Source organism: Neisseria perflava (genome assembly GCF_002863305.2).
GTDB lineage: Bacteria > Pseudomonadota > Gammaproteobacteria > Burkholderiales > Neisseriaceae > Neisseria > Neisseria perflava_A.
Genome location: NZ_CP136962.1, coordinates 1,218,247 through 1,234,413, shown reverse-complemented (window position 1 = coordinate 1,234,413; position 16,167 = coordinate 1,218,247). Strand labels below are relative to the sequence as shown.

The following is a 16,167-nucleotide window of genomic DNA, read 5'->3' as shown; positions in this document are numbered from 1 at the left end:
TGTCGTTATCCGTCCGGCTAAAATTTCGCCGTCAGCCCGAAGGTAACCGTCCTGCCCGGCCCGGGGGCGGGCACGTTGGACATCGGGTCAAGGTAGTAGCGGTTGGTCAGATTGGTAATGCCTAAGTTGACGTTGAGGTTTTTGTGCACCTGATAGCGGCCGTACACGTCCCATGTCAGCGAGGGGTTCCAATGGTAGGGCTTGCCGGTGCTGTTGAAGATATGCCCCAAACCCCGCTTCAACAGTTGGTCGTATTGCTTGGTATTGACGCGGCTGTGGTAGATGCCGCGCAGGCCGAATTCGAGTTTCTCGCCCAAGGCGCGCATGCCCGCATCAAGGTTGACCGAATACTTCGGCTGCAGTGCCTGGTAGCCGCGCGTGCTGCCGTAGCCCCCTTCGATGCAGACCGGTATGCCTTTGTAGCCGTAGGGGTCGAAATCGAAGGCCGTGTCGCGGTCGCACATCTGCTGTTTCAGGCGGTAGGTCGCGCCCAGCGCGGCGAAGAAGCGGCCGCTGTCGATGCGGCCCTGCCATTCCAGCCCGGCGGTATCCTTGCTGTCGTATTGCACGGTGCGGAAATGGTCGGTGGTCTCGATTACGTTCCGGATGCGGTTGCGGTAGTAGGTCAGGCGCATATCGCCTTGGCGCAGCCGGGCAAAGTGCGGTGCGAAGTTAAAGTTGTAGCCGATTTCCAGGCTGCGGCTGCGTTCCGGCTTGAAGCGGAAATTCGGCGCTTTGGGCGATCCGACATAGTCCAGGTCGTTGTAAAAGCTGCCGACTTCGTACACGCTGGGGAAGCGGGTCATCTGCGCGTAGCGCACGAATAAGCGGTTGTTGTCGGTCAGGTCGTAGCTGACGGCGACGGTCGGCGCCCAGGCATGGGCGCGTATCGGTTTGGGCTGCGCCCAGTATTGCTCTTCAGTGTAGTGTTTATTGATAATCTTATGTTCTGATCCGGTATCACCGCCGGTTTCCGGATAACCGACACCCATATTGGATAGTTTTCCTGCTTTGTAATGATCAAGACAGGTTATTACGCTATTTCTTATACAGTTCTCAGAATTCCCCAACCCTGCCCAATATCGGTAATGTGACTGATTCAATCCCTGTGGATTGGCAACCTTTTCCTGATAATTTTTCACAAAATCATGGAAATGTTCGGGCAGCGAACCGCTGTCCAGCTTGCCGTTCACAAACGGCACATATACGGGGCGCACCCGGTACAACGGATGATTTTGAGAATTATTACCATAATAACCTGTACCGTCACCATAAGCAAGCCCGTCACTGCCGATATATTGATACTGGTCGTATACCTTATATTCCGAACTATTATACTCTTTCGGCAGTTTATAGCGTGCGCCGTGCGCCTGCATAGCCCGGTTGGCGGCGGCGATGGCGGCATCATCGCCTGACTGGTGGGCACGTCGGCTCTGTTCGGATACCGCGTCCCAATCGCGCCGCTCCCGATCGCCAACCAGCTCGAAATATGGGATGTACACACCGTCCGAATAAGTGCCGCTGTCGCCACCTCCGGCCTGATAGCGTGGGTCGCGGCGGGCGCGGCCTTCGGCCAGGGCGGTATCGAAGCCCCTGAAGTTGTGGTAGCGGATGCCGGCGGAGATTTTCAAACGGTCGGTGGCCTGCCAGTCGAATACCAAGTTTGTTCCCCATTCGCGCCGTTTGCCACCGCGCGGGCCGGCGATTTTCGTCATGCCGGTGGCCATGCCGGCAAGATTGAACAAATCCTGAGAGTTAACCACATCCACTTCTTCCTCAAGCTTCTCGTTCTGATAGTCGGCGGACAGGGTCATGTTCAGGCGCGGGTGTAGGCGGAAGCGGTTGTTGAGGTCGAAGCCCGTACGGCTGACGCGGGTTTTCTGTTCTGCTCCGGAAAGCACACGGTATTGTCCGTTTTCGTTGGGCAGGATTTTCATCACTTCTTCTTTGCTCAAACCGTTGATGCCGTAATCGTTCAGCAGGCTGCCGCAGCTGCTGTAGTTGTCAGCATAATCTGGCGGAAGTTGTCCGCGTTTGGTACACCAGTACCAGGCATCGTAATAGGGGTCGGGGCGGGCGGCAGACAAATCCATGCCGCCGCTCTGGTGGCGGGTGGAGTTGGTTTTGATGCGCCACAAGTTGGCCTGCAGGTCTATCCAGCGGCTGTTTTCGGGCTTCCAGTCCCAGCCGAGTTTGTAGGTGTCGGTGCGGATATTGGAATCGATACTTTGCATCTGCGGCGACAATGATCTGGGGCGGCTGCTGGGGTTGTGCTCTTCCATATTCATCACATAGGTGGCGTGGAAGGGGTTGATTTCGCCGAAGCGCACGTCGGTGCGCATATACTGCCAGCCAAGTTTATGGTTGCTAGGCAGATGCCAGTTGTTTTTCAGCAGCAGGGTTTTGGTCCTGATGTTGCTGTTGAACACTTCCACACCGGGGTGGTAGACCTTGGCCATATTGGGCACGAAGGTGGCGGAGTTTTTGCAGTCGAATTCGCTGCCGCCTTCATCGCCGCATTTTTGCAGGTCGTATACCGGATTGTGCAGGTAGCCTTCCGCATCCTTGCGTCCGGCAAAGTAGTTACCCTTGTCGCGGTAGCTGTAGGCGGCCAGGCCGTCTGAAAGTTCGGTTTTGAAGGCGGCGGCGGCCATATAGCTGCGGTCATTGCCGAAACGCCAATTGTCGCGGCCGCTTTTATGTTTGGGCGGGGTCAGGCCGTCAGCCACCAAGGCCTGCGGGCTTTGTTTGCCGGTATGCGGGTCGACGCCGCCGCCCGCGCCGTCGGCCGTCGCGCCGAAAGGCAGGGTTCGGTAGTCTTCCCAGCCCAGCCATTGGTTGAGGTTGTTGGCCTGTTTGTTGCTGTTGTTGGAGAACTCCGTTTTCAGTTGGAAGCCGAATTTTTTCCCTTCGGGGATGATGTCGGCGGGTTCGATGGTGCGGATGGTTACCGCGCCGCCGACGCCCGATTTCACGCCGCGCGTGAGGGCGGGGCTTTTTTCCACCGCGATGCTGCGGAATAGGGCGGGGTCGAGGTAGTTGCGGTCGCCCACTCCGTAGTTGTTCATCCATACGTCTATGGTTTGCTCTGTACCATCCACAGTAACGGGGATGCGGCCCTTGCCGGTGATGCCGCGTATGTTGGGCGTAATCGCGCCGCCGGCGGTGCGGGTGTTCATGTTGTACACGCCGTTTAAGCCTTTGAGTACGTCGCCGGCGGATTGGACGCGGTAGCGTTCGAGGTATTCTTTGCCAACATAGGCGTTGGAGACGTTTTTGTAATACACGTCGTCCGCGCCTTTTTGGTCGTTGGTACGTTTGCCACTGACAACAACGGTATCCAATTCTTGGTATTGTTTGGGTTGAGCTGAGGTTTCGATGGCATTAGCAACGGTTAATGTACTGAATGCGCTGGCAAGGCTGAGAATAATTATTTTGGGTTTGGGAGTAAAAGTAGACATAGTTTCTCTTTGTTAAGAACTTAATATAAGAGGTTAAAATACTCTTTTATATAAAAAATATAAAATTTTTAAATATTATTAATATTTATATCATAATTGATTATTCTTATCATTATTGAAATAATCTAATAAATAGTCGTTTTTATCATAATTTTATTTGGATAATATTCAGATAAATAGAAATATGAAAAGGCCGTCTGAAAATGTTCAGACGGCCTTTTGTTTCATTTACTTTGAGAATCAATCAAGCAAGATTATTTTTCAGCTTCTTCAAAACCGACGACTTCTAAGCCGAAGCCGGTGAGGCCGGTGAAGGATGATGGCTGGCCGAGGACGCGCAGTTTTTTGACGTTGAGGCCGGCGAGGATTTGTGCGCCTATGCCGTAACTTTTGCTGTCCCATTTGTAGGCTTGGTTTGCGCCTTTGGGCAGGGTGCGGTCGAGCAGGGTGGCGCCGTCTTCGGTACGGTGTAGGAGGATGACTACGCCGCTTTCGGCTTGTTGGATGCGCTCAAGGGCTTTGGGCAGCGACCATGAATGGCGCGGATTGGCTTGGATGAAGTCCATGACGCTGAAGGGTTCGTGGACGCGGACGAGGGTTTCTTCGTCGGCGGTTGGTGTGCCTTTGACGAGGGCGAGGTGGGTTTCGCCGGAGAGTTTGTCGACGTAAACGTGTTGTTGGAACTCGCCCCATGGGGTTTGTACGGGTGCGTTACCCATGTCTTCAAGCAGGCTTTCGGTACGGCTGCGGTATTCGATGAGGTCGGTAATGGTGCCGATTTTGAGATTGTGTTCTTCGGCGAACTTCATCAGTTCGGGCATACGCGCCATGGTGCCGTCGTCGTTGATGATTTCGCAGATGACAGCGGCGGGAATCAGGCCGTTCATTTGTGCCAGATCGACGCCGGCTTCTGTGTGTCCGGCGCGGACGAGTACGCCGCCTTTTTGGGCGCGCAGTGGGAAGATGTGGCCGGGTTGGACGATGTCTTCAGGTTTGGCGGATGGGGAAACGGCGGTTTGAATGGTCAGGGCGCGGTCGGCGGCAGAAATGCCGGTGGTAATGCCGTGGGCGGCTTCGATGGAGACGGTAAAGTTGGTGCCGTATTGTGCGCCGTTTTTCTGGGTCATCATGGGCAGGCCGAGTTTTTCGACCATTTCGCCGTTCATCGGTAGGCAGACCAGGCCGCGTGCGTTTTTGATCATGAAGTTGATGGCTTCGGGGGTAACGAATTGGGCGGCCATCAGCAAGTCGCCTTCGTTTTCGCGGTCTTCGGCATCGGTGATGATGACCATTTTGCCGGCTTTGATGTCTGCTAGGATTTCGGGGATGGTGGAGATGTGGGACATGGTATTTCTTTCTTGGCTGATGGTGGGGGTGTGGCGGTCTTGGTGGTCTTGATCCAGCCACATGTCAGGCATATTGGCTGTCTGCTCGATTTTTCGGGCTTTTTTCTCGCCGAAAGATTTGTTTTTCAGCAGGGCGGACAGCTCGCCTTGGTTGATGGCGATGGCTTGGGCAAACTTGGTCTGCTGGCCGTTGTGGTGTTGTGTTATCCATTGCCGCAGGTTGTGGCGGCGCAGGTCGGTGGTATTCATGATGAGATGAAATTGAATTGTGTGTAATGGATTGTAGTCTTGTCTTTACCAAAAGGCAAACTTTGTTTATTGAGATTTTTTTATTACTTTTTGGTAATAAGTTTTAATGTTTCAGACGGCCTGGGTATGGCTTGAAATTGACGGTTTTGGGAGAATATGGGGAATGTTTTGATGATTATTTTAACGGGGGATATTTGAAATGAAAATGTTTGGGCGCGGATTGGTCGTGCTGGTGTTGTGTGCGTTGACGGCTGCAGGCGGCTGGTTTTATGCCCTGCATGGTCAGAACGAAGAACATCAGGTTTTGTCCCGTGATGGGGTTTTGATGCAGATTAAGCAGATAAACCGCTTGGAAAGTACGGCATTTTATATCGATACGATTATCCGTACGGAGAAAAAAGGAGATTGGCGCAGGCTGTGGCAGGATTCACAAAGCGGTATTTTTATTGTACGCGGCAAGGTGTTGGCCGGTTTGGATTTGGACAAGTTAGGCGCGGACAATGTTAATATTGTGGACGACAAGGTATTGATCAGTCTGCCGGCGGTGGAAATCTTGAGCGTGGATTTGGAAAATATCGAAGTGTACGATATTCAGACCGGCTCGTTTAATTTGCTGCCTATGGATAAGTCGGTATTTAAGACGGTGCAGGAAGAAGCGAAACGGCAGGTATTGCAAAGCGCGTGTAAGGCTGAGATTTTGGAACATGCCAACCGTCAAGCGCAAACGCAGTTGGAAAACCTGTTTGCGTTGACGCAGACGAAGGTGTCCGTCTATCCGGCTGCGGTAGGGAAGTGCGGTTAAATAGATTGCTTGCAAAGATAAGGCCGTCTGAAAAATTTTCAGACGGCCTTTGTTTCATCAAGCCATTATCCGCGTCGTAAAACGGCGGTATTGATGTATTTTTGAATACCGGTGGCAATGGCTTGGGCGCATTGTTGGCGGAAGGATTCGCTGCCGAGCAGCCGCTCTTCGGTAGGGTTGGAGAGGAAGGCGGTTTCCACCAAAATGGACGGAACATCCGGCGCGCGGAGGACGGCGAAGTTGGCTTCGTCAACGCGGCCTTTGTGCAACTGGTTGAGTTTGCCCAATTCGGTCAAGACGGAATGGCCGAGCTTGCGGCTGTCGCGCAGGGTTGCGGTTTGGGTCATGTCCAAAATGGCGTTGTCGACATTGGGGTTGCCGCTGGTTTGTACGCCGCCGATGGCATCGGCGTTATTTTGGGTTTGGGCAAGGAATTTTGCCGCCGAGCTGGTCGCGCCTTTGGTATTGAGCATATATACGCCGGTACCGCGAGCGGACGGGCTGGTAAAGGCATCGGCGTGGATGGATACGAATACGTCGGCATTACGCGCACGGCCTTTGGCAACGCGTACGCCCAATGGGATAAAGATGTCTTCGTTGCGCGTCATGAATACGTTGTAACCCAAGGCTTCGAGGCGTTTTTTGGTTTCGCGTGCGATGGAGAGTACGACGTTTTTTTCTTTGAGGCCGCTCGGGCCGATTGCGCCGGGGTCTTCGCCGCCATGGCCGGGGTCGATCATAATCACAGGGCGGCGGTTGCCACCACTGCCGCGATTGCTTTTAGGGGCAGGGGTGTCGTATGCGATATTGGTATTCGGACGTTGTTTGGGGATATTGCCGTTGAGCAAGGCCATCATCGGGTCGTTGGCATCTGCGCCGTGCGGATAAAGGTCGATAACCAAGCGGTTTTTGAAGTTTCCGACGGGTGCGAGTGCAAAGACTTGCGGATGGGTGCTTTGCTTGAGGTCTATGACGATACGCACGGTACTGGGCGTATTTTGACCGGCGCGAATGCTGCGGATAAAAGGGTCGTTAGACAGCACTTTGCTGGAAATGCTTTGCAGGACGCTGTTGATTTCCGCTCCTTGAATATCCACGACCAACCGGCTGGGGTTGTCCAACATAAAATGTTGGTATTTCATCGAGTGGTTGCTCTCAAGAGTGACGCGTGTGTAGGCGTGCGCCGGCCAAATGCGGACGGCAAGGAATTGCGCAGGAGAAGCCGGTTTGGCCAATGCGGCACCAACGGGCGTGAGGGTGAGAAATAGTCCTGTGCCTTGACGGAGAATGTGTCTTCTAGTTAATTTGACCATGATTCTAAACTTTTTCGGCCTTGGTTTGTGTGGGCGGAAAAGGTGCAGGTTCTGCCCTTATCGGTGTACGTCAATGTAATGGTAATGTCTGCCGGAGGCGTGAATTCCCCGCCTTGCTGCGGCCATTCGATGAGGCAGATGCTGTCAGGCGCAAACAATTCGTCCAAACCGGCATCTTCCCATTCTTCGGGCATGGTAAAGCGGTAGAGGTCGAAATGGTGGAGGGTGAATGTATCCAGCGGATAAGATTCGACAATGGTGTAAGTCGGGCTTTTGACTGCACCCGTATGTCCCAGTCCGCGCAAAATCCCGCGTGTCAGCGTGGTTTTGCCTGCACCCAGCCCGCCTTCAAGATAGATGGTCAGCGGAGCGGAAAGCTGCTTGCTCCATTCTTCACCCAGTTTCAGGGTTGCTTCTTCATCGGGCAGAAAACGGGTGTACAGTCCGTTTGAGTGCATGGAATAGGCCTTGTCGTTCAAAAGGCTTAATTATGATGGAATTGGCGGCGTTTGCAAACCTGATAGACGATAAAGTTAGATAAAGATAGTGTTGAGGCCGTCTGAAAACGGAATTCAGACGGCCTTTAATGTTAAAATGAAAATATCCCTCACAAAATTGCGAGACAGCTTATGCCTTTATCCATAGACGAACAGTTATTGCCGCACCGCAATGCCATCGACAGCATCGATGCGGAAATCCTCCGTTTGCTCAACGAACGCGCCGGTCATGCGCATGCTATCGGCGAATTGAAAGGGACAGGCGCGGTGTACCGTCCTGAGCGGGAAGTGGCCGTTTTGCGCCGGATTCAGGATTTGAACCGCGGCCCTTTGCCTGATGAATCGGTTACTCGGCTGTTTCGCGAGATTATGAGCGAGTGTTTGGCGGTAGAACGTCCGCTGACGATTGCCTATTTGGGCCCGATGGGAACATTCACCCAACAAGCCGCCATCAAACATTTCGGCCACGCCGCACACACCATGGCGTGTACCACCATCGACAACTGCTTCAAACAAGTTGAAACGCGTCAAGCCGATTATTTGGTAGCGCCGGTAGAAAATTCGACCGAAGGTTCGGTGGGGCGCACTTTGGACTTGCTGGCTGTAACCGCTTTGAAAGCCTGCGGCGAAGTGGTTGTCCGTATTCATCATAATCTGCTGCGTAAAGACAGCCACGAAATCGGCGGCATTGCCAAAGTTTTTGCCCATGCCCAAGCCTTGGCGCAATGCAACGACTGGCTCGGCCGCAACCTGCCCAATGCCGAGCGTATCGCCGTAGCCAGCAATGCCGAAGCAGCGCGTTTGGTTGCCGAATCTGACAGCCCGAATGTGGCCGCCATTGCCGGACGTATTGCTGCGGAAATTTATCAGTTGAGTTTTGCTGCCGAGTGTATCGAAGACGAACCAAACAACACCACGCGCTTCTTGGTGATGGGTCATCAAGAAACCGGCCGCAGCGGCAACGATAAAACTTCTTTGGTCGTATCCGCACCCAACCGTGCCGGTGCCGTTACTTCTTTGTTGCAACCTTTCACCGAGTTGGGCATTTCTATGACCAAATTTGAAAGCCGCCCAAGCAAATCGGTTTTGTGGGAATACCTGTTCTTCATTGATATCGAAGGCCATCAAAGCGATGAAAATGTCCAAAAAGCCTTGCAGCTTTTGGGCGAACGTGCTTCCTTCGTGAAAGTTGTCGGCTCTTATCCGACCGTTGTTTTGTAAGGATTATTGGGTATCAAAGGCCGTCTGAAAAGTTTTCAGACGGCCTAAATTATGTTCTCAATAATTGCCATTTATGCAACATCATTGGCAGATTGATGTCAGTAAGTTTGCATGATTGGAAATGAACCCTCTATAATCCGAACGTTTTTAATATTTTCATGCAAAGAAAGGAGCAAGCCATGACACGCAATACTTCAATCCGCTCAATCACATTCTTTGCAGCCCAAGCGTCGGTCTGATTTTCGGATAACGCTTTTCGCATTCCATGTCGCCCGCTTCGGGCTGCTTTCCTTACGATTATCGGCTAGAAACCAGGCCGTCTGAACATTTCTCAGACGGTGGCTATTTATTGTCATCTGCTGACGGTTTCTATCTGTTTTAAAGAAAGCATAAACACATGGGCAATTATCCCCATCATATTCAAATTATTGCCGATTCAAATACATGGATTGAAGGCAACGCTGTCGCACAGCTCGAAACCACCGCCCGATTACCGCATATGTTGCGCGTTGCCGGAATGCCGGATTTACACGCAGGGCGCGGTTATCCGGTTGGCGCGGCATTTTTCAGCGACCGTCATTTTTATCCTGCCCTGATTGGGAATGATATCGGTTGCGGCATGGCGTTTTGGCAGACTAATTTACGCACGGCCAAACTCAAATCGGCCAAACTCGCCAAACAGCTCGGCAATATCGATACGCCATTGGATAAAGACGAACAGGTCGATTTATTAGGCGATGCTGTCGATATGTTCCCATTTTCAGACGGCCTTGCAGTCGGTACGATTGGCGGCGGCAACCATTTTGCCGAGTTGCAAACCGTTGATACCGTTTATCGCACCGATTTGCTTCCGCCCGATTTTGATGAAAACCATCTGCAACTGTTGGTGCATAGCGGTTCGCGCGGATTGGGCCAGCAGATTTTGCAACGCCATATTGCCGCCTTCGGGCATCAAGGTTTGGCGGAAGAGGGCGAAGCGGCGGCAGCCTATCTTGCCGAACACCAAGCAGCCCTGGAATTTGCCAGCCTTAACCGCCGTTTGATTGCAGCCAGAATGCTCGACCGTTGGCGCGCAGAAGGAACATGCCTGCTCGATGTCCACCATAATTTTTTGGAACAAACCGAGATTGACGGTACAACCGGTTGGCTGCACCGAAAAGGCGCAACGCCCACCGATAAAGGCTTGGTCATGATACCCGGCTCGCGCGGCGATTACAGCTATCTGGTCCGACCTGCCGAAGATTGCCAAATTTCGTTGAATACCTTGGCTCACGGCGCAGGTCGGAAGTGGCAGCGCGGCGAATGCAAAGGCAGGCTGTCGCACAAATATACTGCCGACAGCCTGCGCCAGACCGAATTTGGCAGCGTAGTCGTTTGTCAGGATAAGGCACTGATTTTTGAAGAAGCGCCGCAGGCTTATAAAAGCATCGACAGCGTTATTACTGCCATGAAAAACGCTGGTTTGATTGAATTGGTCGCGCGGTTCAAGCCTGTTTTAACTTATAAAACCGGCGGCGAGTGTGGAGCTTAAAGATGAAACAGAATACACCATTGATTTATCTGCAAATTTCCACCGCGCAAGGGCCGGCAGAGTGCCGTATATTTGCCCGTTTCGTTTTGGGCAAGCTGCTTGCCGAAGCTCAAGTAAAAGGCATTGATGCCGAACTTGTTACTGAAACCGCCGATAAGTACGGCATTTTGTCGGCAACGCTCAAATTGGAAGGGCAGAAAGCCGAAAGTTTGGCACAATCTTGGCAGGGGACGCTCCAATGGATATGCCCCAGCCCTATCCGCCCGAAACATCCGCGCAAAAATTGGTATATAGGTGTTTTCCGCTTGCCCGATATGCCGCAGATGTATGAAATGCCTTCTGAAAACGGAATCGAGTTTCAAACCTGCCGTTCGGGCGGTAAGGGTGGGCAACACGTCAATAAAACTGAAAGCGCCGTCCGCGCCACCCATAAAGAAAGCGGCATTTCCGTGCGGGTCGAGAGCGAACGCAGCCAGCATGCCAATAAAAAATTGGCGGTAATGTTATTGGCGCAAAAACTGGCGGAGCATCATGCCGAACAGGCAGAAAATTTTACGCAGGAGCAGCACGCGCAACTCTATCAAGTTGAGCGCGGCAATCCGAAAAGGACGTTTGTCGGAGCGACGTTTAAGGAGAAGTAATTTGCCTGCCGGATAAGTAGGCATTTAAAACATAAACTAAAGGCCGTCTGAAAACTTTCAGACGGCCTTTTATCGGTTTATCGATTAGCGTTCGCTTAACGCTTGTTTCATACGTGTGATCGGTTTGATCAGGTATTGGAAGATGGTTTTTTCACCGGTTTTGATGTCCACCGTTGCAACCATGCCCGGAATAATCGGCATAGGTTTGCCGTTTTTGTCTTTCAGGGAGTTGTTTTCGGTTTGGACGAGAACACGGTAATAGACTTGGTTCGGGTCGAGTTTCAAGTCATTGGCACGGTTTTGCATGGAGTTGCTGACGGTATCAGCACCGACGAGGGTAACCTTGCCTTCCAAACCGCCGTAGATGGAGTAGTCGTAGGCGCTGACTTTAACCAATGCAGGTTGGCCTGCGCGGATAAAGGCGATGTCTTGCGGACGGATATAGGCTTCGACCAGCAGTTTGTCGTCAACGGGGACGATTTGCATGATGTCTTCGCCTGCGTTCACAACGCCGCCGATGGTGGTGACTTTTATGCCTTTGACGATGCCGCGCATAGGCGCGCGGATTTGCGAGCGTTCAACCGGGTCGGCACGCATGGCAACGTTTTCTTTGGATTGCGCCAGCTCGGATTCGGCTTGCAAGAGTTCGTTGTTGGCATCGGCTTTGTAGCGGTTGCGGCGTTCGGAGATTTGGGTGGCCAAGTCTGCGGAATCGCGGCGCATTCTTAAAAGTTCGACTTCGGAAACCACGCCTTCGGCAACCATAGGTGCGGTAATGGCGATTTCGCGGTCAAGCGCGGCCTTGCTTTGGGAAAGGCCGCTGACGGCGTCGGTCATGGCTTGACGGCGTGCTTTGTAGGCGGCGATTTCGCGACGGCGAAGCTCGGGACCCACGCTGTCAGGGAAGGAGAGCTTGGTGCCGTAGGCCTCGGCTTTAAGGCGGGCAACGGTGGCTTCGAGGTTTTCGACTTTGGCTTCGCTTTCACGCAAAACGGCGGAGCTGCGTGTGTCGTCGAGTTTCATCAGAATCTGATCTTTCTCGACCATATCGCCTTCTTTAACCATGATTTCGGTTACGATGCCGGGGTCGAGGCTTTGAATCACTTGCTCACGGCTGCTGGGAATGATATTGCCGTTGCCGCGGGTCACTTCTTCGACCGGGCTGTTGTAAGCCCAAATAACGAAGACAACCAGGAAAATGAAGAAAAGGATGATGACCCAAAATTGACCGCTGTGTTTTTCTTTTTGAAGGGCGGCGTTGAGGTCGTTGATGAGGTGTAGGTCTTTGGATTTGACGTTGTTTTCGCGGCTCATAATCGTGTATCTTTATTGTGTTTGGTGGATTTTAACCATTAGGGCAGGCCGTCTGAAAGAGTAAGTAGGTTTTCAGACGGCCTTTTGCTTTATTGTGCTGCCGATTGAGGGGCTGAGGCAGCTTGTTGTTGCTGCTGTTTGACTGCAGCAGCTTGTTGCTGTTGTTGTTTGACGTTGGCTGCTTTGGACTGTTCGTTTTGCATGAGTTTTTGCAATACTAGGTCACGCGGGCCGTCCATCACGACTTTACCATTGTCCATCACAATGATGCGGTTGACGATTTGCAGCACTTGCGGACGGTGGGTTACCAAAAGCATGGTGCGGTTGCGGCCCCATTGGGCAATGGCATTGAGCGCCATGCGTTCGGTAGCCTGGTCCAGGCTGGTGGTTGGTTCGTCCAGCAGGACGACTTTCGGGTTGCGCAAGGTCATGCGTGCCAGAGCGATGATTTGTTTTTGACCACCGGACAAGCCCAAGCCGTCTTCACCCAGAGGCATATCCAAACCGCGCGGATGGTTGCGGATGATTTTGTCGAGGCCGAAGCGGTTGAGCGCAATCAGCAGGTCTTGGTCGGTAGAATAACTGCCGGTACGCGCCAAGTCCATGTTTTCGCGCAATGTGCCGAGGAACAGGCGTGGCGATTGGCTCAACAGTAGGACTTGGTCGCGCAGGAAGTTGGGGTCAAGCTGGCGCATATCGACGCCGTCAAGGGTAACGTTGCCTTTTTCGGTATCGTACAGGCCGCTGGCCAGTTTGAGCATGGTGCTTTTACCGCTGCCGATACGGCCCAAAATACCGACTTTTTCACCCGGTTTGATGGTCAGGCGCAAATCTTCGACGGCGCTGTTGTTGTCGGCTTGATATTTGAACGATACGTTTTCAAAGGTAATATTGCCTTGAACGTTGTCCAAAGTAATGTATTTGCGTTCCGGATTGCGCTCGATAGGGCGGTTAACGATGTCGTTTACGCCTTTGAGGGCAAGTTTGGCTTGTTGGAAGCGGGTGGCCAAACCGGCGATTTGTGCCAACGGCGCCAAAGCGCGGCCGGACAGAATCACGGAGGCAATCAATGCACCCATGGTGATGCGTTCTGCATGGTTGTCGGCATGAATCAGATAGGTGCCGACGACGACCAAGAAGACGGTATTGAGCTGCTGCATGGCAACGGCGAAGTTGACCATGAAGTTGCTGGTGTCTTTGACTTTGATGGAAGAAGCGGAAGTTTTGGCGGTGTATTCATCCCAACGTTGTTGTGCCCAAGATGTGGCGTTGTTGGTTTTCAGGGTTTCGATGCCTTCGATGGCTTCAACGGCAAGACCGGAGCGTTGCGAACCTTCTTTCATCGATTCGTTGATGTGGCGCGAGAGCGGGCGTTGTACGACAAAACCGACAATTACGACAATCGGAATGATGGTCAGGGGAACGAGTGCCAATTTGCCGCCGACCATGGAAATCACGAAGATAAACAGCAACAGGAAAGGCAAATCGACAATAGTCAACAAGCTGGCACTGGTCATGAACTCGCGCACGGCTTCAAATTCGCGCAGGTTGCTGGCGTATGAACCGGAAGAAGCAGGACGGTCTGCCAGACGCAATGCCATCACGCGGCGGAATAAAGCGGAGCTGATGATCAGGTCGGCTTTTTTACCGGCAATATCGGTCAAGTGGCCGCGGATCATCTTGGCGGCAAACTCAAACAAAATCGCCAAGACTACGCCGATGCTCAATACCCACAAGGTTTCATAGGCTTGGTTGGGAATCACGCGGTCGTACACGTTCATCACATACAGAGAGCTGACGAGCGCAAGGAAGTTAATGATGATGGTGGCCAAGATGACTTGGTAGTAGTAGCTGCGGAAACGCCAAATGACTTTCCAAAACCATGCTTTGGGCAAATGGTATTCAGGCAGCTCCGAGCGCATATCGGTAGCCATTTTGGGTTTGATAAACCAGCAGTAGCCTAAATACAGGCCGGAAAGCTGCTCGTGGCTGAGTTCCTGTTCCAAACCGTCAACCTGGCGGATATGGTATTTGCGCTCTTGGCCGGAGCCTTCGATTTTGGTAATGACCGCGGCCTCTTCGTTGTGCAGGATAATCATGACCGGCACGGCAAGCGAGGGAATGTCTTCCAGATTGCGTTTGGACAAGGTGTTTTCAAAGCCGTGGCTGCGCAGGACTTCGACCAGCGAGTGATAGTTGACCTTGAGCTTTTTGTCGCGCACAACTTCGGCGGACAAAGCGGCTTCGGATACGGGCGCACCCAAAAGGCGGGTCACTAAAACGATGTGTTCAATGATGGCTTTCATATTTTTTCGCGTAATGTTTTTGGTTTAACCGGCGGATATGGCTTTATTTTTGCGCCAAACCGACCCAAGCGGAGATTTTGGCCTGGGTATTTAAATAGTCGAGCGCCGCATCGCGGAAATCGTTGCGTGCGGCAACATAATCCTGTTCGATGGAGGATAACTCGCTGTATGCGCTTAAAACGTCGGTCAGTGTGCGCCGGGCGATTTTAAACTGCAATTCGTACACTTTGATGACTTCTTTCTGGGCGGCGATGTGTTGCGCCGTCAGCGCGGCACGCTGCTCGCTTTCCTGCATATCGATGGCCGACGTTTGGATGCGTTCGTTCATGTCGCGCAGGATTTGTTCGGACTTGGCTTCTGCGGCAATCAATGATTTGGCATTGCGTTCTACATTGTGTCGGGCGGCAATATCCAGCACATTCCATGCAACGTTTAAATAAAGCTGTTTGGTGTTGCGCGTTGCACTGCCTTCCAAATTGAGGGCAGGCAGGCGTTCGGCTTTGGAGGCGTCCAAATCGGCACGGACGCTGTCGCGTTCGGCCAACTGCGCCTGATAGGACGGATTATTGTTGCGGTTGGGGCTGCTGAAGCGTTCACTGATGGATTTTGCCGTGTCGTTTTTAAACGGATCTTCCAAATCGTTGGCAGTCAGTTGGCGCGAGGTGTAGCGGGATAGGCGGCTCAGCGCCAAATCCATGGTGCGGCGTTGTTGGGCAATGATGTTGGCCACTTGTAGTTGGCGCGCGCGCGCTTCAATCAACTCGGAACGGCGGCCGGCATCATATTTGACGATGGTATTTAAGTCTTTTAAGAGGTTGTTGTGGCGCGCCAAAGTCTGCTCGTTGAGGATCAGGGTTTCTTTTGCACGCAATGCGCTCAGATAGAGGCGGCCGATATCGCTTCCCAGCTGCTCTTGGCTTTCGGTGTATTTGTGTTGATAGTATTCTTCGCGGCTGCGGTCGCGGCGGACGGCGGCTTCAATCGCGCCCCATGAATAGATGTTCAGGCTGCCGCGTACGCCGACGCCGTCTTCCATATCGTTGCTGGTGTATTTATTGTGTTGTGCCAGTACTTTGGTGCCGGTCAGGGTAACAACGGGGTAATGGCGCGCACGCGTGGCTTTGGTTGTGCTTTGCGCCGCTTCTTGGGTAGCCTTGGCTTCACGCACAATCGGGTCGCTGATTAAAGCATCCCTGAGGATGTCTTGCAGGCTGTATGCAGAGGCCGTCTGAAACGGCAGCAGACAGCAGGCAACGGCAACGGCCGATGACAATAAACGGGGCTTTGTGGGGGAAGAATAAATATGCGACATGATTTTTAACCAAATGATTTATATATTATCGTTGTCCGTATCGGGTATCGCTTGAGGCAGCGAATTTTGAACGAGAACACATACATTTACAAAGCATAAAGCATTTTTTCCACCTTTTCACAATATTCTGATGAAAGGTCGAGATACATGCCTTAAAGTATATTATTGCAGAGC

Annotated in this window: 11 protein-coding genes; 4 read left to right on the top strand and 7 right to left on the bottom strand. The window is 52.5% G+C overall.

What is annotated here, in order from left to right:
- Nucleotides 1–17: 17 nt before the first annotated feature.
- Nucleotides 18–3,461 carry a TonB-dependent receptor domain-containing protein gene (locus CYJ98_RS05745; protein ID WP_063068229.1) on the bottom strand — a complete coding sequence of 1,148 codons (3,444 nt, stop codon included), beginning with the start codon at nucleotides 3,459–3,461 and terminating at the stop codon, nucleotides 18–20.
- Between the two features lie 254 nt (nucleotides 3,462–3,715).
- The gene (ribBA, locus tag CYJ98_RS05740) at nucleotides 3,716–5,056 is read right to left on the bottom strand and encodes a bifunctional 3,4-dihydroxy-2-butanone-4-phosphate synthase/GTP cyclohydrolase II (RefSeq protein WP_063068228.1); all 1,341 of its coding nucleotides are present in this window, start codon (nucleotides 5,054–5,056) and stop codon (nucleotides 3,716–3,718) included.
- Between the two features lie 199 nt (nucleotides 5,057–5,255).
- Here ribBA and CYJ98_RS05735 point away from each other — a divergent pair, with 199 nt between their 5' ends.
- A complete protein-coding gene (locus tag CYJ98_RS05735; protein WP_167382859.1) occupies nucleotides 5,256–5,858 on the top strand; it encodes a DUF4230 domain-containing protein in 603 nt (200 codons plus the stop codon).
- Nucleotides 5,859–5,923: 65 nt separating this feature from the next.
- Here CYJ98_RS05735 and CYJ98_RS05730 read toward each other — a convergent pair whose 3' ends face one another.
- Nucleotides 5,924–7,171 (bottom strand): N-acetylmuramoyl-L-alanine amidase, encoded by a 1,248-nt coding sequence (locus tag CYJ98_RS05730; protein WP_101755390.1) that lies wholly within the window; start codon nucleotides 7,169–7,171, stop codon nucleotides 5,924–5,926.
- Complete coding sequence (gene tsaE, locus CYJ98_RS05725) at nucleotides 7,159–7,629, bottom strand: tRNA (adenosine(37)-N6)-threonylcarbamoyltransferase complex ATPase subunit type 1 TsaE (RefSeq protein ID WP_063076419.1); 471 nt, start codon at nucleotides 7,627–7,629, stop codon at nucleotides 7,159–7,161. The genes CYJ98_RS05730 and tsaE overlap by 13 nt, the downstream gene beginning before the upstream one ends.
- Before the next feature lie 171 nt (nucleotides 7,630–7,800).
- Between tsaE and pheA the strand changes: the two genes are divergently transcribed.
- The 3 genes from pheA (at nucleotide 7,801) to prfH (ending at nucleotide 11,061) form a co-directional block, all read left to right on the top strand.
- Nucleotides 7,801–8,889 carry a prephenate dehydratase gene (gene pheA, locus CYJ98_RS05720; RefSeq protein ID WP_101755391.1) on the top strand — a complete coding sequence of 363 codons (1,089 nt, stop codon included), beginning with the start codon at nucleotides 7,801–7,803 and terminating at the stop codon, nucleotides 8,887–8,889.
- A gap of 397 nt (nucleotides 8,890–9,286) precedes the next feature.
- A complete protein-coding gene (locus CYJ98_RS05715; protein WP_101755392.1) occupies nucleotides 9,287–10,420 on the top strand; it encodes an RNA ligase RtcB family protein in 1,134 nt (377 codons plus the stop codon).
- 2 nt (nucleotides 10,421–10,422) lie between these two features.
- Entirely contained in the window at nucleotides 10,423–11,061 is a 639-nt protein-coding gene (gene prfH, locus CYJ98_RS05710) for a peptide chain release factor H (protein ID WP_101755393.1), read from the top strand.
- A gap of 84 nt (nucleotides 11,062–11,145) precedes the next feature.
- Here prfH and CYJ98_RS05705 read toward each other — a convergent pair whose 3' ends face one another.
- From CYJ98_RS05705 to CYJ98_RS05695, 3 genes are all read right to left on the bottom strand, one after another.
- Nucleotides 11,146–12,375 carry an HlyD family type I secretion periplasmic adaptor subunit gene (locus CYJ98_RS05705; RefSeq protein ID WP_101755394.1) on the bottom strand — a complete coding sequence of 410 codons (1,230 nt, stop codon included), beginning with the start codon at nucleotides 12,373–12,375 and terminating at the stop codon, nucleotides 11,146–11,148.
- An 89-nt stretch (nucleotides 12,376–12,464) separates the two neighbouring features.
- Nucleotides 12,465–14,681 (bottom strand): type I secretion system permease/ATPase, encoded by a 2,217-nt coding sequence (locus tag CYJ98_RS05700; RefSeq protein WP_049323523.1) that lies wholly within the window; start codon nucleotides 14,679–14,681, stop codon nucleotides 12,465–12,467.
- A gap of 43 nt (nucleotides 14,682–14,724) precedes the next feature.
- Nucleotides 14,725–15,993: a TolC family protein gene (locus CYJ98_RS05695; RefSeq protein ID WP_419150070.1), complete on the bottom strand. Its 1,269-nt coding sequence runs from the start codon at nucleotides 15,991–15,993 to the stop codon at nucleotides 14,725–14,727.
- Nucleotides 15,994–16,167: the final 174 nt, after the last annotated feature.